The organism is Nocardioides ginsengisegetis (assembly GCF_014138045.1).
Lineage (GTDB): Bacteria > Actinomycetota > Actinomycetes > Propionibacteriales > Nocardioidaceae > Nocardioides > Nocardioides ginsengisegetis.
The window spans coordinates 1,424,913-1,443,592 of record NZ_JACGXA010000001.1 but is presented as its reverse complement, the minus strand read 5'-3'; the positions used below and the strand labels follow the sequence as shown (position 1 = coordinate 1,443,592).

The 18,680-nt window shown below is 70.0% G+C and carries 18 protein-coding genes; 1 reads left to right on the top strand and 17 read right to left on the bottom strand.

Annotation, left to right across the window (positions count from 1 at the left end; genetic code table 11):
- Positions 1-32: 32 nt before the first annotated feature.
- The 3 genes from aspS to FB382_RS06750 are packed head-to-tail and all read right to left on the bottom strand — an operon-like array spanning position 33 to position 3,892.
- A complete protein-coding gene (gene aspS / locus FB382_RS06760; protein WP_182537846.1) occupies positions 33-1,811 on the bottom strand; it encodes an aspartate--tRNA ligase in 1,779 nt (592 codons plus the stop codon).
- On the bottom strand, positions 1,808-3,175 hold the full coding sequence (hisS, locus tag FB382_RS06755) for a histidine--tRNA ligase (protein ID WP_182537844.1): 1,368 nt from the start codon (positions 3,173-3,175) through the stop codon (positions 1,808-1,810). The genes aspS and hisS overlap by 4 nt, the downstream gene beginning before the upstream one ends.
- A gap of 6 nt (positions 3,176-3,181) precedes the next feature.
- Positions 3,182-3,892, bottom strand: a complete 711-nt coding sequence (locus tag FB382_RS06750) for an MBL fold metallo-hydrolase (protein WP_182537842.1) — start codon at positions 3,890-3,892, stop codon at positions 3,182-3,184.
- A 158-nt stretch (positions 3,893-4,050) separates the two neighbouring features.
- Here FB382_RS06750 and FB382_RS06745 point away from each other — a divergent pair, with 158 nt between their 5' ends.
- Positions 4,051-5,280, top strand: a complete 1,230-nt coding sequence (locus FB382_RS06745) for a DUF349 domain-containing protein (RefSeq protein ID WP_182537840.1) — start codon at positions 4,051-4,053, stop codon at positions 5,278-5,280.
- Positions 5,281-5,529: 249 nt separating this feature from the next.
- On the opposite strand, the gene FB382_RS06740 is transcribed toward FB382_RS06745, so the two are convergent.
- The 14 genes from FB382_RS06740 to FB382_RS06675 all read right to left on the bottom strand — a co-directional run bounded on the left by FB382_RS06740 (position 5,530) and on the right by FB382_RS06675 (position 18,651).
- On the bottom strand, positions 5,530-7,752 hold the full coding sequence (locus tag FB382_RS06740; protein WP_182541386.1) for a RelA/SpoT family protein: 2,223 nt from the start codon (positions 7,750-7,752) through the stop codon (positions 5,530-5,532).
- A gap of 129 nt (positions 7,753-7,881) precedes the next feature.
- Positions 7,882-8,421, bottom strand: a complete 540-nt coding sequence (locus FB382_RS06735) for an adenine phosphoribosyltransferase (RefSeq protein WP_182541385.1) — start codon at positions 8,419-8,421, stop codon at positions 7,882-7,884.
- An 8-nt stretch (positions 8,422-8,429) separates the two neighbouring features.
- Complete coding sequence (gene secF / locus FB382_RS06730; RefSeq protein ID WP_182537837.1) at positions 8,430-9,677, bottom strand: protein translocase subunit SecF; 1,248 nt, start codon at positions 9,675-9,677, stop codon at positions 8,430-8,432.
- Entirely contained in the window at positions 9,677-11,368 is a 1,692-nt protein-coding gene (gene secD / locus FB382_RS06725; protein ID WP_182537835.1) for a protein translocase subunit SecD, read from the bottom strand. Before secD ends, secF begins: the two co-directional genes overlap by 1 nt.
- Before the next feature lies 1 nt (position 11,369).
- Positions 11,370-11,660, bottom strand: a complete 291-nt coding sequence (yajC, locus tag FB382_RS06720) for a preprotein translocase subunit YajC (protein ID WP_343055509.1) — start codon at positions 11,658-11,660, stop codon at positions 11,370-11,372.
- A gap of 136 nt (positions 11,661-11,796) precedes the next feature.
- A complete protein-coding gene (gene ruvB / locus FB382_RS06715) occupies positions 11,797-12,873 on the bottom strand; it encodes a Holliday junction branch migration DNA helicase RuvB (RefSeq protein ID WP_182537833.1) in 1,077 nt (358 codons plus the stop codon).
- A gap of 3 nt (positions 12,874-12,876) precedes the next feature.
- Positions 12,877-13,473, bottom strand: a complete 597-nt coding sequence (ruvA, locus tag FB382_RS06710) for a Holliday junction branch migration protein RuvA (protein ID WP_182537831.1) — start codon at positions 13,471-13,473, stop codon at positions 12,877-12,879.
- Positions 13,470-13,985: a crossover junction endodeoxyribonuclease RuvC gene (ruvC, locus tag FB382_RS06705; RefSeq protein WP_220481581.1), complete on the bottom strand. Its 516-nt coding sequence runs from the start codon at positions 13,983-13,985 to the stop codon at positions 13,470-13,472. The genes ruvA and ruvC overlap by 4 nt, the downstream gene beginning before the upstream one ends.
- A gap of 97 nt (positions 13,986-14,082) precedes the next feature.
- Entirely contained in the window at positions 14,083-14,850 is a 768-nt protein-coding gene (locus FB382_RS06700) for a YebC/PmpR family DNA-binding transcriptional regulator (RefSeq protein ID WP_182537829.1), read from the bottom strand.
- Between the two features lie 25 nt (positions 14,851-14,875).
- A complete protein-coding gene (gene pdxT / locus FB382_RS06695) occupies positions 14,876-15,475 on the bottom strand; it encodes a pyridoxal 5'-phosphate synthase glutaminase subunit PdxT (RefSeq protein WP_182537827.1) in 600 nt (199 codons plus the stop codon).
- A 32-nt stretch (positions 15,476-15,507) separates the two neighbouring features.
- Positions 15,508-16,881: a signal peptidase I gene (locus tag FB382_RS06690; protein ID WP_182537825.1), complete on the bottom strand. Its 1,374-nt coding sequence runs from the start codon at positions 16,879-16,881 to the stop codon at positions 15,508-15,510.
- Positions 16,878-17,552, bottom strand: a complete 675-nt coding sequence (locus tag FB382_RS06685) for a SipW-dependent-type signal peptide-containing protein (protein WP_182537824.1) — start codon at positions 17,550-17,552, stop codon at positions 16,878-16,880. The genes FB382_RS06690 and FB382_RS06685 overlap by 4 nt, the downstream gene beginning before the upstream one ends.
- On the bottom strand, positions 17,549-18,055 hold the full coding sequence (locus FB382_RS06680; protein ID WP_182537822.1) for a hypothetical protein: 507 nt from the start codon (positions 18,053-18,055) through the stop codon (positions 17,549-17,551). Before FB382_RS06680 ends, FB382_RS06685 begins: the two co-directional genes overlap by 4 nt.
- The gene (locus tag FB382_RS06675) at positions 18,052-18,651 is read right to left on the bottom strand and encodes a signal peptidase I (RefSeq protein ID WP_182537820.1); all 600 of its coding nucleotides are present in this window, start codon (positions 18,649-18,651) and stop codon (positions 18,052-18,054) included. The genes FB382_RS06680 and FB382_RS06675 overlap by 4 nt, the downstream gene beginning before the upstream one ends.
- Positions 18,652-18,680 lie beyond the last annotated feature (29 nt).

Below are 18,680 nucleotides of genomic sequence, written 5' to 3'. Positions count from 1 at the left end.
GTCTCGACCAACGGCGAACAATCTTTCGGTTTTCAGCCCTCGGTGGGCGTGTTCTTCAGGGGCCGGGCGTCGACGCCGGCCTCCTTGCGCTGCTCCGCCGTGATGGGGGCAGGAGCCGCCGTCAGCGGGTCGAACCCGCCGCCGGACTTGGGGAAGGCGATCACGTCGCGGATCGAGTCGGTGCCCGCGAGCAGCGCACAGATCCGGTCCATGCCCACGGCGATGCCGCCGTGCGGGGGTGCGCCGAACTTGAAGGCGTCGAGGAGGAAGCCGAACTTCTCCTCGGCCTGCTCCTCGGTGAGCCCCATGACCGCGAAGACGCGCTTCTGGACGTCCTCGCGGTGGATCCGGATCGAGCCACCCCCGAGCTCGTTGCCGTTGCAGACGATGTCGTAGGCGTAGGCCAGGGCGCTGCCGGGGTCGGTGTCGAAGGTGTCGGCGTACTCCGGCTTCGGGCCGGTGAACGCGTGGTGCACCGCCGTCCAGGCGCCTGCACCGACGGCGACGTCGCCGCTGGCGACGGCGTCGGAGCTCGGCTCGAACATGGGGGCGTCGACGACCCAGGTGAAGGCGAAGGCGCTCTCGTCGATCAGGCCGCAGCGACGGCCGATCTCGAGGCGCGCCGCGCCGAGCAGCGCCCGGCTCGACTTGGTGGGTCCGGCGGCGAAGAAGATGCAGTCACCGGGCTTCGCGCCGACGTGGGCGGCCAGGCCGGCCTTCTCCTCGTCGGTGATGTTCTTGGCGACCGGTCCCCCGAGCTCGCCGTCCTCCTGGACCAGGACGTAGGCCAGGCCCTTGGCGCCGCGCTGCTTGGCCCACTCCTGCCAGGCGTCGAGCTGCTTGCGAGGCTGGCTCGCGCCGCCGGGCATGACGACGGCGCCGACGTACTCGGACTGGAAGACGCGGAACGGCGTGTCCTTGAAGTACGCCGTGCACTCGACCAGCTCGTTGCCCATGCGGAGGTCGGGCTTGTCGGAGCCGTACTTCTCCATCGCGTCGGCGTAGGTCATCCGCGGGATCGGGCGCGGGATGTCGACGTCGATGAGCTTCCACATCGCGGCGAGGACGTCCTCCATCAGCTCGATGACGTCGTCCTGCTCGACGAAGCTCATCTCGATGTCGAGCTGGGTGAACTCCGGCTGCCGGTCGGCGCGGAAGTCCTCGTCGCGGTAGCAGCGCGCGATCTGGTAGTAGCGCTCCATGCCGGCGACCATCAGCAGCTGCTTGAACAGCTGGGGGCTCTGCGGCAGGGCGTACCAGCTGCCGGGCTGCAGTCGGGCCGGCACCAGGAAGTCACGGGCGCCCTCCGGCGTCGAGCGGGTCAGGGTCGGCGTCTCGATCTCGACGAACCGGTGGTTGTCCAGCACGTCCCGCGCGGCCTTGTTGACCTTGCTGCGCAGGCGCAGGGCGTGGTTGGGGCCGGTGCGGCGCAGGTCGAGGTAGCGGTGCTTGAGCCGGGCCTCCTCCCCCACGTCGATGTGGTCGTCGATGGGGAACGGCAGCGGAGCCGCGGCGCTGAGCACCTCGAGGTCGGTGGCGATGACCTCGATCTCGCCCGAGGGGAGGTTGGGGTTGGCGTTGCCCGCGGGGCGCTTGGAGACGGTGCCGGTGACCTGGATGCAGTATTCGCTGCGCAGGGAGTGGGCCACCTCCTCGTCGCGGACGACGACCTGCACCAGGCCACTGGCCTCGCGCAGGTCGAGGAACGCCACTCCACCGTGATCGCGGCGCCTGGCCACCCACCCGGCGAGGGTGACGGTCTGGTCGACGTGCTCGGCGCGGAGGGCGCCGGCGTCATGCGTGCGAATCACTTGGTAACTCCTCGGTGGTCGAGCTTGTCGAGACCGGTGACCTGCGGGCGCAGGTCCTCGGTGGGTGGGGTCCAGGCCGCCGGATCGGCGCTCACCTGCTCCCCCGTGCGGATGTCCTTCACCTCGTGGCCGCCCTCGGGACCGGTGAACCAGACGTAGGGGATGCCGCGCCGCTCGGCGTAGCGGATCTGCTTGCCGAACTTCTGCGGGCTGGCCGCGACCTCGCACGGGATGCCGCGGGCGCGGAGCGCGTCGGCGATCTGGTCGGAGGCGGACCGCGACTCCTCGTCGGCGAGAGCGACGAGGACGGCGCTGGGCACCGACCGGTCGGCCCCCAGGACGCCCTTGTTGAACAGCGGCACCAGCACCCGGCTGACGCCGAGGGAGATGCCGACGCCGGGGTAGGTCGTGCGGCCGTCGCTGGCCAGCGCGTCGTAGCGCCCGCCGGAGCAGATCGAGCCGAGCGACTCGCTGCCGACCAGCCGGGTCTCGAAGACCGTGCCGGTGTAGTAGTCGAGGCCGCGGGCGATGGAGAGGTCCGCGACCACCGTCACGGTGTCGCTGACCAGCGGCGCGCAGCCCCGGACGAGGGCGGCGAGCTCCTCGAGGCCCTCGTCGAGCAGCGGGTGACTGACGCCGAGGGCACGGACCTGCTCGACGAAGGAGTCGTCGGTGGCCTGGATCGTGGCGAGCCGCAGGCACAGGTCGGCCTGGGAGTCGTCGAGCCCGACCTCGTCGACGAGCAGCTTGCGGACCGCCTCGACCGGCAGCTTGTCGAGCTTGTCGACGACCCGCATGACCTCGTCGAGGTCGGTCGCGCCGAGGCCGGTGTAGAAGCCCTGGATCAGCTTGCGGTTGTTGACCTGCAGGCGGAAGGCCGGCAGGAAGTCGAAGGCCTTGAGGGCGTCGATCATGACGCGGGCGATCTCGACGTCGTGGTGGAACGGCAGCGCGTCGCGGCCCACGATGTCGATGTCGGCCTGGGTGAACTCGCGGTAGCGGCCGTCCTGGGGCCGCTCGCCACGCCACGCCTTCTGGATCTGGAAGCGGCGGAAGGGGAACTCCAGCTTGCCGGCGTTCTCGAGCACGTAGCGGGCGAAGGGCACGGTCAGGTCGAAGTGCAGTCCGAGCCCGGCGTCACTGGTGCTGTCGTCGGCCTGGAGGCGGCGCAGGACGTAGACCTCCTTGGAGGTGTCTCCCTTGCGGAGCAGCTGGTCGAGCGGCTCGACGGCGCGCGTCTCGATGCCGGCGAAGCCGTGCAGCTCGAAGGTGCGGCGCAGGGAGTCGATCACCTGCTGCTCGACGAAGCGCTGGGCGGGCAACAGCTCGGGGAACCCGCTGAGCGGGGTCGGCTTGGTGTTCATGGTGTGTCAGAGACCTCGGGTCACTCGACCCGCATCGCCCTCGCGCTGGAGGTCGAGCAGGAAGGGGTTGGTCGCGCGTTCGCGACCGATGGACGTCTGGTCGCCGTGGCCGGGGAGCACCACGATGTCGTCGGCGAGGGGCAGCACCTTGGTGGTGAGGCTGCGCAGCATCGTGGCGTGGTCACCGCCCGGCAGGTCCGTGCGGCCGATGGAGCCCTGGAAGAGCAGGTCCCCGGAGAACATCAGCTCGGAGATGTCCTGCTCGGCGTAGGGCGTGCGGAAGGTGACCGACCCCTCGGTATGGCCCGGGGTGTGGTCGACCACGAAGCGCAGCCCGGCGAGCTCGAGGTGCTGGTCGTCGGCGAGCTCCTGCACGTCGTCCGGCTCGGCCCACTGGTAGTTGCCGCCCAGCAGCATCTGGGACGTCTCGCGCGACATGCCGGCCATCGGGTCGGTCAGCAGGTGCCGGTCACTGGGGTGGATCCACGCGGTGGCGTCGTACGTGCCGGCGACGGGGGCCACGCACCACATGTGGTCGACGTGGCCGTGGGTCACCAGGACGGCGACCGGCTTGAGCCGGTGCTCACGGACGACCTCGGCGACACCGTCGGCGGAGTCCTTGCCGGGGTCGATGACCACGCACTCCGCACCCGGGCCGGTGGCGGCGACGTAACAGTTCGTCCCCCACGGCCCAGCGGGGAATCCTGCGATCAGCACCGCACCACACTATCCATGCGGGACGGCGTTCGTCGCACCGGTGCGGGCCCGCGGTGCCGGCCGCCGCGGCGGGTGTGCGGCGAGCGCTGGGCCGATCTCTGACTAGCATGGGGCCTGCGTCCGGACAGCGAGCGAACAAGATCGAGCGGAGTACACCTGTGACGAGCCACCAGTGGGGTCGAGTCGACGACGACGGGACCGTCTACGTGACGACCGCCGAGGGTGAGCGCTCCGTCGGCCAGTACCCCGAGGGCACGCCCGAGGAGGCCCTCGCCTTCTTCACCGAGCGGTACGCCGCCCTGGCCTTCGAGGTCGAGCTCCTGGAGCAGCGGATCAAGTCCGGCGTGCTCTCCCCGGAGGAGGCCGTGGAGTCGGTCAAGACCGTGCACACGCAGGTCAGCGACGCCAACGCCGTGGGCGACCTGGCCGCGCTCGACACCCGCCTCACCGCGCTCACCCCGGTCATCGAGGAGCAGCGCGAGGCCCGCAAGGTCGAGAAGGCGCAGCGCGCCGCCGAGTCGCGGGCCGAGAAGGAGAAGATCGTCGCCGAGGCCGAGAAGCTGGCCGAGAGCAACGACTGGCGCAACGGCGCCAACCGCCTCCGCGAGCTGCTCGACCAGTGGAAGGCGCTCCCCCGCATCGACCGGTCCTCCGACGACGCGCTGTGGCGGCGCTTCTCGACCGCCCGCACGGCGTACACCCGCCGCCGCAAGTCGCACTTCGCCGAGCAGCACGAGAAGCGCGACGGCGCCCGAGTCATCAAGGAGAAGCTGGCCACCGAGGCCGAGAGCCTCGCCGGGTCGACGGAGTGGGGCCCCACCGCCGGGCGCTACCGCGACCTGATGAAGCAGTGGAAGGCCGCCGGCCCCGCGCCGCGCGACGTCGACGACGCCCTGTGGAAGCGCTTTCGCGGCGCCCAGGACGCCTTCTTCGGCGCCCGCGACGCCGCCGCGGCCGAGCAGGACCAGGAGTTCGCCGCGAACGCCGAGGTCAAGGAGAAGCTCCTCGTCGAGGCCGAGGCCCTGGTGCCCGTCACCGACCTCGAGGCCGCCAAGCGGGCCTTCCGCGACATCGCCGACCGCTGGGACGCGGCCGGCAAGGTGCCGCGCGACCGCATGAAGGAGCTCGAGGGCCGCATCCGCAAGGTGGAGCAGGCGATCCGCGGCCTCGAGGACGAGCAGTGGCGCAAGTCGGACCCGGAGAAGTCCGCGCGCGCCGACGACATGGTCAGCAAGCTCGAGGCCGCCATCGCCCAGGTGCAGGCCGACCTCGACAAGGCCCGGGCCGCCGGCAACGACAAGAAGGTCAAGGACCTCGAGGAGAACATCGCCTCCCGCCAGGCGTTCCTCAAGATGGCCAAGCGCGCCTCGGACGAGTTCTCGAGCTGAGTCCGCGTTCCGCGGCCAACCCTGGGGGGTGCGCACCCCCGAACGGCCCCAGCGGTGAGCCATGAACCGAACCCAACCTGGAAACGGTTCACCACCCACCGCCCGGTCGACCCGGCGGTGAGCCATGAACCGAACCGGGCAGGGAAACGGTTCACAGCTCACCGCTCGCGCCGCGTAGGCGCCCGCGCATGCGGGCGGCGCGGGCGCCAGTCACCAGCGGACAGTTGCGCCGACTCAACCAGCGATGGGCTACTGCGTGACCCGGTAGGCGTCGAACACCCCGGGGACCGAGCGTACGGCCCGGAGCACGTTGTCGAGGTGCTTGGCCTCGGCCATCTCGAAGGTGAAGCGGCTCTTGGCGACCCGGTCGCGGGTGGTGGAGAGCGAGGCGCTGAGGATGTTCACGTGGGCGTCCGAGAGGACCATCGTGATGTCCGAGAGCAACCGGGCGCGGTCGAGCGCCTCGACCTGGATGTTGACCAGGAACGTCGACTGGCCGGTGGGTGCCCACTCGACCTCGAGCAGCCGCTCGGGCTGCTCCTTCAGCGCGGAGGCGTTGGTGCAGTCCTGGCGGTGCACCGAGACTCCCCCGCCCTTGGTGACGAAGCCGAGGATGGCGTCGGGCGGGACGGGGGTGCAGCACTTGGCGAGCTTGACCCACACGTCGGCGGCGCCCTTGACGATGACCCCGGAGTCGCCGCCGGCCTGCACGCGTGAACGGCTGCGGCGACCGGTGATCGTGACGCCCTCGGCGAGGTCCTCCGCGGCCCCGTCGTTGCCGCCGTGCAGGTCCACGACCCGGCGTACGACGGCCTGGGCGCTGACGTTGCCCTCGCCGACGGCGGCGTAGAGCGCGGAGACGTCGGCGAGCTTGAAGTGGACGGCGGCCAGGGTCAGCGACTCGTGGGACATCAGGCGCTTGAGGGGCAGCCCCTCCTTGCGCATGAGCTTGGCGATCTGCTCCTTGCCCTGGTCGATCGCCTCCTCGCGCCGCTCCTTGGTGAACCACTGGCGGATCTTGGAGCGGGCGCGCGGCGACTTCACGAAGGTCAGCCAGTCGCGCGACGGGCCGGCCGTCGCGGACTTGGAGGTGAAGACCTCGACCACGTCGCCGTTGTCCAGGGTCGACTCCAGCGGGACGAGGCGACCGTTGACCCGCGCGCCGATCGTGTGGTGGCCGACCTCGGTGTGGACGGCGTAGGCGAAGTCGACCGGGGTCGCTGCGGTCGGCAGCGCGATCACGTCACCGCGCGGGGTGAAGACGTAGACCTCGGCCCGGTTGATCTCGAAGCGGAGCGACTCCAGGAACTCGCCCGGATCCTCGACCTCGCTCTGCCAGTCCAGCAGCTGCCGGACCCAGGTCATGTCGCCGGAGTTCTCGAAGTCGGCCGCGCGGCGATCGGTGTCGACGCCGTTGCGGCCGTCCTCCTTGTACTTCCAGTGGGCGGCGACGCCGTACTCGGCGCGACGGTGCATCGCGAACGTGCGGATCTGCAGCTCGACCGGCTTGCCCTGCGGGCCGATGACCGTCGTGTGCAGCGACTGGTACATGTTGAACTTCGGCATCGCGACGTAGTCCTTGAAACGCCCGAGGACGGGGTTCCAGCGGGAGTGCAGGACGCCGAGGACGGAGTAGCAGTCGCGGTCCTCCTCGACGAGGACGCGGATCCCGACCAGGTCGTAGATGTCGGAGAACTCCCGGCCGCCGACGATCATCTTCTGGTAGATCGAGTAGTAGTGCTTCGGGCGGCCGGTGACGGTCGCCTTCACCTTCGCCTCGCGCAGGTCGGTCTGCACCTGGGCGATCACCTCGGCGAGGAACTGGTCGCGGGAGGGCGAGCGCTCGGCCACCATCCGCACGATCTCGTCGTAGATCTTGGGGTGCAGGGTCGCGAACGCGAGGTCCTCGAGCTCCCACTTGAGGGTGTTCATACCGAGCCGGTGGGCCAGCGGCGCGTAGATGTCGAGGGTCTCGCGGGACGTGCGCTCCTGGCTGGCCTGCGGGACGTAGCGCAGCGTGCGCATGTTGTGCAGGCGGTCGGCGAGCTTGATGACCAGCACCCGGATGTCGCGCGACATCGCGACGATCATCTTGCGGATGGTCTCCGCCTGCGCAGAGTCGCCGTACTTGACCTTGTCGAGCTTGGTCACGCCGTCGACGAGGTGGGCGACCTCGTCGCCGAAGTCGCGGCGCACCTCCTCCAGGGTGTACGGCGTGTCCTCGACCGTGTCGTGGAGCAGCGCGGCGACCAGCGTCGGCTCGGTCATGCCGATGTCGGCGAGGATCGTGGTGACCGCGAGCGGGTGGGTGATGTAGGGATCGCCGCTCTTGCGCATCTGCGAGCCGTGCATCTTCTCGGCGATGAGATAGGCGCGCTCGAGCAGCGCCAGGTCGGCCTTCGGGTGGTTGGCCTTCACGGCGCGGAACAGCGGCTCCAGCACCGGGTTGCCGGGCTGGTTGCGCGAGCCCATGCGGGCCAGCCGGGCGCGGACGCTACGGGTGGCCGGAGGAGGCTCGGGCGCGCGCTCCGGCTCCTGCTGTTGCTGCGGAGCGGTGCGTTCCTCGGTCACAGTTGCAGTCTAGGGGCCCGTGCCCGCGGCTCAGACCGTCATCAGGGTCGTGACCGACAGGTCACCGATGGTCTCGCGCCCGGGCAGGAAGCCCAGCTCCATGAGGACCGCGACCGCGTGGGCCGTGGCCCCGCACGCCTCGATCAGCTCGCGGGTCGCCCGGACCGTGCCGCCGGTGGCGAGCACGTCGTCGACCATCAGCACCCGGTCACCCGGCGCCACGGCATCGCGGTGCAGCTCGAGGGTCGCCTCGCCGTACTCCAGGGCGAACGAGACGGCGTGGGTCTCGCGGGGCAGCTTGCCGACCTTGCGGACCGGGACGAAGCCGATGCCGAGGGCCAGCGCCACGGGGGCGGCGAGGATGAACCCGCGCGCCTCCATGCCGGCCACCTTGTCCACGACGACGTTGCCGTCGGCGTCCCGACCGGCCGAGGCGAGCGCCTCGATCACGGTCCGGAACGCGTCGTGGTCGGCCAGGAGCGGCGTGATGTCCTTGAAGACGATCCCCGGCTCGGGGAAGTCGTGGACGTCGAGGACCAGCCGCTCGAGCGACGCGCGCGCCGCGGCCAGTCCGTCGCTCACTTCTTGCCCCGCTTGGACCTCGTCTGACGGCTCGGCTGCTGGCGACCCGAGGCACCGCTGTCGCCCACGGGCCGGTGGGTCTGCGGTGCGACCCGGCCGCGGCCGGCGGCCTCGGGCGTGCGCGGTGCGGGCGCTGTCGACTGCGGAGCGGACTCCTCGGACCGGACCGCGCCACGACGCTCCTCGGGCGTGCCGGGCTCGGCCTGGATCGGCATGTCCTCGGTGAAGGCGGGGACCGACGCGTAGCGGTCGGCCTCCTTGAGCTTGCGGGCCGCGTCGCGCTTCTCGGCCTGCATGACCTCGGACTCCCCCGCCTTCATCTGCACGAGCAGCGGGGTGGCGATGAAGATCGAGGAGTAGGCACCGGCGGCCATGCCGACGAACAGCGCGAGCGCGAGGTCCTTCAGCGAGCCCGACCCGAGCTGGACGGCGCCGACGTAGAGGATCGCGCCGACCGGGATCAGCGCCACGAACGAGGTGTTGATCGAGCGCACCAGGGTCTGGTTGACCGCGAGGTTGGCAGCGGCGGCGTACGTCGTACGGCGCTCCCGGAGGCTCTTGGTGTTCTCGCGGACCTTGTCGAAGACCACCACGGTGTCGTAGAGCGAGAAACCGAGGATGGTGAGCACACCTGTGACGGTGGCCGGGGTGACCTCGAACCCGGACAGGGCGTAGACGCCGACCGTGATCAGGACGTCGTGGGCCAGCGCGACGATCGCCGCGACCGACATCTTCCACTCACGGAAGTAGGCCCAGATGAAGAGCACCACGAGGACCAGGAAGACCACGAGGCCGATCACCGACCGCTTGGCGACCTCCTTGCCCCAGCTGGCGCCGATCTCGTCCTGCGACAGTGCGTCGGGCTTGGCGTCGACGGTGTCGAGGATCGTCTGGGAAACCGTGGCACTCTCCGCGTCGGTGAGCGGCTCGGTCTGCACGATGATCGTGTTGGTGCCGGAGGTGGTGACCACCGGGGACTTGGCGTTGTCGATGCCGGTGTCGGCGACGGCGGCACGGAGCTTGTCGGCGTTGTCCTGGGTGACCTGGCTGCTCTCCAGGTTGACCTTGTACTGGGCACCACCGACGAACTCGATGCCCATGTCGAGGCCCTTGAGGGACAGGCCTCCGATGGCGAGCAGGACGATGACCCCGGACAGGGCGTACCAGAGCCACTTGCGACCGATGAAGTCGATCGAGCGGCGGCCGGTGTACAGGTCGTTGCCGAGACGCGAGAACTTGCCCATCAGGCCCTCCCTCCCACGGTGATGCGGTCGATACCGAGGTTCTCTGCGTCCAGGCCGGAGAGCTTGTGTCCCTTGTTGAAGAAGGGGCGCCGGGCCAGGAGCGAGACCATCGGATGGGTGAACCAGAAGAAGATCGCCAGGTCGATGACCGTGGAGAGGCCCAGCGCGAACGCGAAGCCCTTCACGACGCCCGCGGCGAAGATGTACAGGACGACGGCGGCCAGCAGCGAGATGCTGTCGGCGGCCAGGCAGGTGTTCCGCGCACGGACCCAGCCGGCCTCGACCGCGACGCGCATCGACTTGCCGTCGCGCATCTCGTCACGGATCCGCTCGAAGAACACGATGAACGAGTCGGCCGTGATGCCGACCGCGACGATCAGGCCCGCGATGCCCGGGAGCGAGAGCGTGAAGCCAGCGCCCTTCGAGAGCAGCAGCACCATGGAGTACGTCGTGGCGCCGGCCACCAGCAGCGAGGCGATGACGACGAGCCCGAGGCCGCGGTAGTAGACGAGGCAGTAGAGCATCACCAGGATCAGGCCGGCGATGCCCGCCGTGATGCCGGCGGAGAGCTGGTCACCCGCGAGCGAGGGACCCACGGTCTCCACGGACGTGCCGTTCTTGTCGAAGGCGATCGGCAGCGCGCCGTACTTCAGCGACGTGGCGAGGCTCTGCGCGGTCGACTCGGTGAAGTTGCCCTCGATCTGGGCCTGGCCGTTGGTGATCAGGCCGTTCATCGTCGGGGCCGACAGGACCTGGCCGTCCAGCACGACCGCGAACTGGTCCTGGGTGCCGTAGAGCGCCTTGGAGATCTTGGTGAACTCGTCCGTGCCGGTGCCGTTGAAGGCGAGCGAGACGACCCAGTTGACCTGGTTGGAGGGGATCTGAGCGGACGCGCTCTTCAGGTCCGTGCCCTCGATCATGGCGGCCGAGAGGAGGTACTTGATCCCCTGGTCGTCACACGTGATCAGCGGCTTGGAGGAGTCGTCCTCGACGATCGGCGCGGAGCCGTCGGTCGGGCACTGGAACTTGTTGTAGGCAGCCACCGACGCGGCGTCGGGGTTGTCCTTCCACTTCAGCGGGTCGCCGACGAGGTCGCCACCGTCCGGCGCCGGCGTGGCCGACGGGGTGGAGGAAGCGCTGTCCGACGGGCTGGCCGAGGGGCTCGCGGACGACCCGGCCTTCTTCTTCCCGTCGAGCAGGAAGGGGGCGCGGTTCTTGCCGCTGGACTTGGGCTTCTGGGAGGCCTTCGCCGACGGGCTCGCGCTGGGCGTGGGCTGCGTGGTCACGCCGGCGCCGGGGTCGGTCGCGGGGGCGCCACCACAGGAGGCGTCACGCGTCGAGCAGGCGACGAGGCGGAAGCGCAGCTGCGCCTGACGCTTCACGGTCTCGACGAGGTCGCGGCGGCTCTCGCCGGGGATCTCGACGACGATGTACTGGTTGCCCTGCGTGGTCACCTCCGCCTCGGAGACACCGGAGCCGTTGACCCGCTGGTCGATGATGTTCGCGGCTTCCTTGAGGTTCTCCGGGGTGGGGTTGCCGGTCGCCGTCAGGGTGATCCGGGTGCCTCCCTGCAGGTCCAGGCCCAGGGCGGGCTTCCAGGCGCCACCAAGGGCCACCAGACCGTAGGAGATCGCCAGTCCGAGGAAGAACACCACGAGGGTGCGTCCCGGGCGAGCGGTCTTGCGTGCCATGTCAGTTCTCCTCCGGCTCGAGGTGCTCGAGCCCTGGGTTGGCGACCGATCCGATGGCGCCGCGGGCGACCTTGATGGTCACTCCCTCGGCGATCTCGACCCGGACGTGGTCCTCCTCCGTCTCGCGGAGGGTGCCGAAGATGCCCGAGGTCAGCATGACCTCGTCACCGGTCTTCAACGCTTGCTGCATCGTGGCGAGTTCCCGCTGACGCTTGCTCTGGGGCCGGATCAGCAGGAACCAGAACAGGAGGGCAATGCCCACCAGGGGCAGCAGGGAGACGATCTCCGGCACGAAACAACCTCTCGACCGTGCAGAAATGGGTGTGGGCAGCCGGGACGGGCCGACCGACGGGCAAGCATAGCCGCGACTGTGATCTGGGCCGCTATCGGTGCCTGCCCGTTGCAGAGTCGTTGTGAACGACCCCGGATCACTCCTCGAACAGGGCCTCCTCGACCGCCTGCGGGGCGGTCGAGGCGGGCGGCGTGAGGCCGAGGTGGAGCCACGCGGCGGCGGTGGCGACCCGCCCGCGGGGGGTGCGGGCGAGGAAGCCGTTGCGCACCAGGAAGGGCTCGGCGACCTCCTCGACGGTCTCGCGCTCCTCACCGACGGCGACCGCGAGGGTCGAGACACCGACCGGTCCCCCGCCGAAGCGACGGCAGAGCACGTCGATGACCGCCCGGTCGAGCCGGTCGAGGCCGAGCTCGTCGACCTCGTAGAGGTCGAGCGCCGACCGGGCGACGCCGAGGGTGACGACGCCGTCGGCGCGCACCTGAGCGTAGTCACGGACGCGACGGAGCAGGCGGTTGGCGATGCGGGGGGTGCCGCGGGACCGCGAGGCGATCTCGGCGGCACCGTCGGAGGTCAGCTCGACCCCGAGCAGTCCGGAGGAGCGGTGCACGATGAGGTCCAGCTCGTGGGGCTCGTAGAACTCCAGGTGGCCGGTGAAGCCGAACCGGTCGCGCAGCGGACCCGGCAGCAGCCCGGCCCGGGTGGTCGCCCCGACCAGGGTGAACGGCGGGATCTCCAGCGGGATGGCCGTGGCGCCGGGCCCCTTGCCGATGACCACGTCGACCCGGAAGTCCTCCATCGCCATGTAGAGCATCTCCTCGGCGGGCCGGGACATGCGGTGGATCTCGTCGACGAAGAGCACGTCGCCGTCGTTCATGCCGGAGAGGATCGCGGCGAGGTCGCCCGCGTGGGTGATCGCCGGGCCGCTGGTCAGGCGCAGCGGCGTGGCCATCTCGTGGGCGATGATCATCGCCAGCGTGGTCTTGCCGAGTCCGGGCGGACCGGAGAGCAGCACGTGGTCGGGGGCGCGGCCACGCTGGCGGGCCGCCTCGAGCACCAGGCCGAGCTGCTCGCGCACCCGCGACTGGCCCACGACCTCGTCGAGGGTGCGGGGGCGCAACGCCGCCTCGACCGCACGCTCGTCACCCTCGGCCTCGGCGGCGGTCAGCGACCGGAGGTGTTGCTCCTCGGCGGCGTCCAGGTCCTCGTCGTACATCGATCAGGCCCTGCTCAGCGACTGGAGGGCGGCGCGCAGGAGCGAGGGTACGTCGGGGCTGGGGCCGGCGAGGTCGGACACGGACTCGACCGCCTTCTCGGCGTCACGCGCGGGCCAGCCGAGCCCGACCAGGCCCTGGTGGACCTGGTCGCGCCAGGGCGCGGCGCCGGCGGGTGCGCCGATCGTGCGACCGCCGGTGGGGGCGCCGATCCGGTCCTTGAGCTCCAGGATGATGCGCTGGGCGCCCTTCTGGCCGATGCCGGGCACCCGGGTCAGGGTCTTGACGTCGTCCGAGGCGATGGCGCGGCGGAGGTCGTCGGGTGCGAGCACTGCCGTGATCGCCTGCGCCACCTTGGGCCCGACCCCCGAGGCGGTCTGCACGAGCTCGAAGATCTGCTTCTCGTCCTCGTCCGCGAAGCCGAAGAGGGTCAGGGAGTCCTCGCGGACCACCATGCTCGTCGGCAGCGTCGCCGCGTGCCCGGGCCGGAGGGTCGCGAGGGTGCCGGGGGTGCACATGAGCTCGAGGCCCACTCCCCCGACCTCGAGCACCGCGCTGTTGAGGGTGACCGCGGCGACCTGGCCGCGCACGAAGGCGATCATGACGTTCTCCTTCCGGCGGCGGCGAGCGCCGCGTCGATGCGGGCCTGCGCGCCACCGCGCCAGATGTGGGTGATGGCCAGCGCCAGCGCGTCGGCGGCGTCGGCGGGCTTGGGCGGGGCGTCGAGCCGCAGGATGCGGGCCACCATCGCCCCGACCTGTGCCTTGTCGGCGCGGCCGTTGCCGGAGACCGCGGCCTTCACCTCGCTCGGCGTGTGCAGGGCGACGGGCAGGCCACGCCGGGCCGCGCACACCAGCGCGATGCCGCTCGCCTGGGCGGTCCCCATGACCGTGCTCACGTCGGAGCGCGCGAAGACCCGCTCCACCGCGACCGCGTCGGGCTGGTGCTCGTCGAGCCAGGCGTCGATGCCCTTCTCGATCGTCACCAGCCGTTGCGCGACCGGCAACTGGGCCGAGGTGCGCACGACGTTGACGTCGATGAGCGTGAGCGGACGACCGACCATGCCCTCGACCACGCCCAGCCCGCAGCGGGTCAGGCCGGGGTCGATCCCCAGCACGCGCATCGGTCGCATCCTGCCGCCTTCCGTCCGAACATCTGTTCGGAGACCACGCTAACCGTGGCGGACGGCGTACGGCGGGGCGACACGCGGCTCAGGCGTCCTCCAACTGCTCCATGATCTCGTCGGAGACGTCGAAGTTGGCGTAGAGGTTCTGGACGTCGTCGAGGTCCTCGAGCACGTCGACGAGGCGGAACATCTTGGCCGCGGCGTCCTTGTCGAGCTGCACCTGCATGTCCGGGACGAACTGCGCGTCGGCGGAGTCGTAGTCGATGCCGGCCGCCTGGAGCGCCGTGCGGACGCCGACCAGGTCGGTGGCTTCGGAGACGACCTCGAACGCGTCGCCCAAGTCGTTGACCGCGTCGGCGCCGGCCTCGAGGGTGGCCTCGAGGAGGTCGTCCTCGGTGATCGTCTTGCCGTCCTGCTCGACCGGCACGACCACGACGCCCTTGCGGTTGAAGAGGAAGGACACCGAGCCCGGGTCGGCGAGCGAGCCGCCGTTGCGGGACATGGCGGTGCGGACCTCCATGGCGGCGCGGTTCTTGTTGTCGGTGAGGCACTCGATCAGCATCGCGACGCCGGCCGGGCCGTAGCCCTCGTACATGATCGTCTGGTAGTCCGCGCCGCCCGTCTCCGCACCGGAGCCGCGCTTGACCGCGCGGTCGATGTTGTCGTTGGGGACCGAGGACTTCTTGGCCTTCTGGATGGCGTCGTAGAGCGTGGGGTTGCCGGTGGGGTCACCGCCGCCCATGCGGGCCGCGACCTCGACGTTCTTGATCAGCTTGGCGAACATCTTGCCGCGCTTGGCGTCGACGATCGCCTTCTTGTGCTTCGTGGTCGCCCATTTGGAGTGGCCGGACATGCTTCCCTACCTCAGCTGCTTGCGCTTACGACTGCCGGACGAGATCGACGAAGTAGCGATGGACGCGATCGTCCGCGTCGACCTCGGGATGGAACGAGGTGGCCATCAGGTGGCCGGCTCGAACCGCGACGATCCTACCTGCGGCCTCCCCCGACTGGATCGTCGCGAGGGCTTCGACACCCGGGCCGAGCTGCTCGACCCACGGCGCGCGGATGAACACCGCGTGCACCGGCGCGTCGAAGCCGTCGAAGTCGAGGTCGCCCTCGAAGGAGTGCACCTGCCGCCCGAAGGCGTTGCGCCGGACGGTGATGTCGAGGCCGCCCAGCGTCTCTTGGTCGTGCGCGCCGTCCTCGATCCGGTCGGCCAGCATGATCATCCCGGCGCAGGTCCCGAACGTCGGCATCCCGCCCCTGATCCGCTCCTGGAGCGGCTCAAAGAGCTCGAACGTCCGGGCCAGCTTCGCCATCGTCGTCGACTCACCACCGGGGATGACCAGCCCGTCGCACTGGGCCAGCTCCGACGTGCGACGTACGCCGATCGCGGTGACGCCGATCTCCGTCAGCAACCGGAGGTGTTCGCGGACGTCGCCCTGGAGGGCGAAGACGCCGATGGTGGGTGAAGGCACGCCCGGATCGTAGTGACTGACCGAGCCCGGACTCAGATCAGGGTGAAGGTCTGGACGAGCGTGCCGACGTTGCCCCAACCGTCGGTGGCGCGCACGGTGAGCGTGTAGGTGCCCGTGCCCGGGTAGGCATTGTCCACGAGGTTGTTGCTGCCGTTGGTGTTCGTCCACGGAGACGAGTTGGTGGTCGGCTGCCAGGTCGCGCAGTCGGTGCCGTAGGACGACGTGGTGCCGTTCCAGCACTGGCTGCCCTTCTGCAGGATGAAGGAGACCTCACTGACGCTCGAGTCGTCGATGGCCGTGCCGCACACGATGTACTTGTTGCCACAGAGTGTCTGGGTCGTGTTGCGCTTGGTGGCGACGAGCTCGGTCACGGCTGTCGGGGCCGTGACGACCAAGGTCGGCGCGACCAGTTCCTGGCATGTGGGCGGGAAGCTGCTGTTCTTCGCCGTCATGAACTTCCACGTCGTGGGTGGTGAGAGCCACGAGGCGACGTTGACGGGGTGCGCGCGCGTGGTCACCGTGACGATGGTGTTCGTGGGGAAGCCCTGCGTGGACGGGTCGTAGATCACCTGGAGCTCCTTGTTCGTGCTCACGTCGGTCACGGCCGTCGTCGCGGTGATCGTGCTGACCGTCGTGTCGTAGCTGAGGAGCGGGGACGGGTTCGCCGGCCAGGTCAGGTCGACCTCTCGGGAGCTCGAGGATCCCCCGAGGGGGACACTGCAGTTCGTGTTGGGGGGCGCCGGGACGGTGTAGCTGGCGGCCGTCACCCCGGTGTAGCCCGCGTCGTCGTTGAAGTAGGCACCCGTGTCCTGGGCCGGCGTCGTCCCGTGGAGGACCGTCCCCACGAGCACCAGCGCCACGCCAGCACCCAGAGCGTTGCTCTTGCCGGAACCGGAGCCCGCTCCGGGGCGCCGTGACGGGGAGCGGAGCGCCAGCAGGACCAGGCCGCCCGCGAGGAGACCGCCGAGGAAGACGCCAGTGCGACCGGAGGTCCAGGCGACGACGTAGCCGGCGTACGGCACGTCGAACACCACCCGCTCGGCCTGCCCCACGTCGTAGACCTGTTGGTCCACCGACCCGTTGGCGTCGCCCTTGAGGGTCAACATGGCCCGTGACCCGTCGGGCTGGATCTCGACGATCCGGTGGGTGACCCGGGTGCCGTTCAGGGTCTTGACGCTGACGATCTGGCCCACCGCCAGGTCGCTCGCCGGGACCGTGTGCGACAGGGCCAGCGCTCCGGTGGCGATCGTGGGCTCCATCGACCCGGAGCGCACGATCAGCGGCTTGATGTGGAAGACCAGCCCGGCGACCAGGAAGAGCAGGCAGACCGTGCCCAGGACGGCGCCGACCGTCAGCGCCACCTCTTGCGAGGTGGCGCCGACCCGGCGCCAGTCCGGGCGCTTCACGGCAGGGTCACTCCGACCTGCGCGGCGGTGAAGCTGAACGACGCGGTGACGGTCTTGGTCTGGTAGGCGTTGGTCGTGGCGAGCGGCATCGAGGCCACCACACACAGCCACTCCGCAGCGCTGCCCGCCAGGGTTCGCGCGGTCGGCACGACCGTCTTGCTCGTGTCCAGCAGCGCTGAGGAGAAGGTCTGGGTGGGAGCCGGCGTACCGCCAGTGCAGCTTCCCGCACGGGTGCCCAACGGGGCCGACCCGCTGTTCACCGCGGGGGTCGTGGCGTCCTGCGCCCCGTCGTACACCGTGAACATCAGGACGTCCTGCAGGCTGCCCGCCGCGCCGGTCGCGACGCCGGTCACCTTGTAGGTCAGTGGCGTGACGCCGCTGTTGCTCACCTTGACCGCCCACGCGTAGCTCTCGCCGGGGATCAGGTTGGAGATCGTGAAGCCGACCGGGCTGTAGGTGCCACCGTTGCCGTCGGTGGTGGTGTTGGTCGCGGCGTCGAGCCTGAGGTCGATACTGCCGGACGTGAAGCTGCCGCCCTGGAGAGTGGCGCTGTCTGTCCAGTAGGCCGTGGTGCCGACCGCGCCGATCCCGGCGACGATGCCGAGACTGAGGAAAGCGCGGACGCGGACCGACGAGACCAAGGACCACACGCTTGTCGCGAACGTGTTCATGCCCGCGCCTCCTTCCAGGAAGACAGCTCGGTCAGGCGCACGGCGATGTCGAAGCGCAGTGAGCGATCCATCGATCTCGCCCCGGCGTCGGGCAGCAGACGGACACGAACCTTCACCGGCACGACCTCGCCACGGCGGGCGAGCATGTGGACCACGCCGGTCCGGCCTGCGGCGCGCACCGGCGTCCAGGTCCCGTTGGCGAGCACGCTCATGCGCAGCCGGCCGGCCTCGAGCCACGTCGTCGGGTCGCTGACGGTGAACGTCACCCGCAGGCGGGCGTCCTCGCCGCTCTGGTTGCGGGCGTAGAAAGTCCGGGTCTCGCCATCCCCCGGCACCCATCGACGCTTGGCGCCGAAGAGCGGACGTCCGAGGTCAGCCGACCACGCGTGGCCATCGCGGCTCAGCACGAGCTTGGGCCAGCTCTTGGCAGCCGTGGCCGGCGCCAGTGTCAGGCTGAGGGCGACCATCACCACGGCGATGAGTGCGGCCACCCGGGCGGTCATGTCCTCACATCCACCGGTTGGTCTGACTGCCTGGCGGCAACCGGCTGCTCGATGTGGAGCACGACCGGCTTGCGTCGTCGCTCCTTGAGCGCGCCGAGGAAGTTCACTCCGGCGTACCCGATCAGACCAAGCACCACCAGGATGCTCAATACCTCGCGCTGCTGCCCGGTGACGAACGAGGTGACGTATCCGAGGTACGGGATCGCGTACCAGCGCTCGCCTTTGACCTGGACGGGCAGCACCCAACCGGCGTCCATCGCATCGTTGGCGTCCCCCTGGGTGCGCCACCGGGACTGTCCCGTGGCGTCGATGCCTTGAGCAACGACGCGGTGGGTCACGACCGTCGGGTCTCCGGACTTGATCTGGTACGTGATCACATCACCCGGTCTGATCTGGTCCTGATCAACTGGGCGAACCACCACCAGGGTGCCGGGAGGCATCGTCGGAGTCATCGAAGACGTCTCAATGACGTAGGGCGTGGCGCCGGCCAGACGCGGCACGATCAGCGCCGCGGCCAGCACCGCGGCGACAAACAACATGACGAACCACGACCCGACCATTAGCGACCAGCGAGCGGCCGCGGAGACTCTGATCATGTACTGCTCACCCCTTCATCACCTACCCG

Excerpts from the sequence above, each read along its gene's own strand:
- hisS (WP_182537844.1), bottom strand. The coding sequence starts at position 3,175 with ATGAACACCAAGCCGACCCCGCTCAGCGGGTTCCCCGAGCTGTTGCCC.
- FB382_RS06740 (WP_182541386.1), bottom strand. The coding sequence starts at position 7,752 with ATGGGCTCGCGCAACCAGCCCGGCAACCCGGTGCTGGAGCCGCTGTTC.
- secF (WP_182537837.1), bottom strand. The coding sequence starts at position 9,677 with ATGGGCAAGTTCTCGCGTCTCGGCAACGACCTGTACACCGGCCGCCGC.
- secD (WP_182537835.1), bottom strand. The coding sequence starts at position 11,368 with ATGGCACGCAAGACCGCTCGCCCGGGACGCACCCTCGTGGTGTTCTTC.
- ruvB (WP_182537833.1), bottom strand. The coding sequence starts at position 12,873 with ATGTACGACGAGGACCTGGACGCCGCCGAGGAGCAACACCTCCGGTCG.
- ruvA (WP_182537831.1), bottom strand. The coding sequence starts at position 13,473 with ATGATCGCCTTCGTGCGCGGCCAGGTCGCCGCGGTCACCCTCAACAGC.
- FB382_RS06700 (WP_182537829.1), bottom strand. The coding sequence starts at position 14,850 with ATGTCCGGCCACTCCAAATGGGCGACCACGAAGCACAAGAAGGCGATC.
- FB382_RS06685 (WP_182537824.1), bottom strand. The coding sequence starts at position 17,552 with ATGAACACGTTCGCGACAAGCGTGTGGTCCTTGGTCTCGTCGGTCCGC.
- FB382_RS06680 (WP_182537822.1), bottom strand. The coding sequence starts at position 18,055 with ATGACCGCCCGGGTGGCCGCACTCATCGCCGTGGTGATGGTCGCCCTC.
- FB382_RS06675 (WP_182537820.1), bottom strand. The coding sequence starts at position 18,651 with ATGATCAGAGTCTCCGCGGCCGCTCGCTGGTCGCTAATGGTCGGGTCG.